Source organism: Ferrovum myxofaciens, from assembly GCF_000735045.1.
Lineage (GTDB): Bacteria > Pseudomonadota > Gammaproteobacteria > Burkholderiales > Ferrovaceae > Ferrovum > Ferrovum myxofaciens.
Genome location: NZ_JPOQ01000307.1, coordinates 1 through 253, shown reverse-complemented (window position 1 = coordinate 253; position 253 = coordinate 1). Strand labels below are relative to the sequence as shown.

Sequence of the window (253 nt, the reverse complement as noted above, 5' to 3'; positions counted from 1 at the left end):
TGTGGCATGGCTTCAAAATCGAAGTCGATCAACTCGCCCAGCGCACTGTGCTGTTGCAGCCAGTTCCATGTCGCCAACTCCGATGCCGGTTTGGTCATGCGTCCGATTACATTGCCCAGAATCGCCACGCGCATGACACCATTGACCCCCAGTTCGCTCAGTTTCTCGACAAAGCCGAGTTGCGACAGGGCATATAGCCCCAGACTCTCGACGCCGACCGAACGCGGTTTCATCAATTGCAATGAGCCGATAT

1 pseudogene is annotated in these 253 nt (G+C 55.3%); it reads right to left on the bottom strand.

Annotation, left to right across the window (positions count from 1 at the left end):
- A pseudogene (locus IV91_RS16180) lies at positions 1 to 253 on the bottom strand (IS1634 family transposase); the annotation flags it as partial.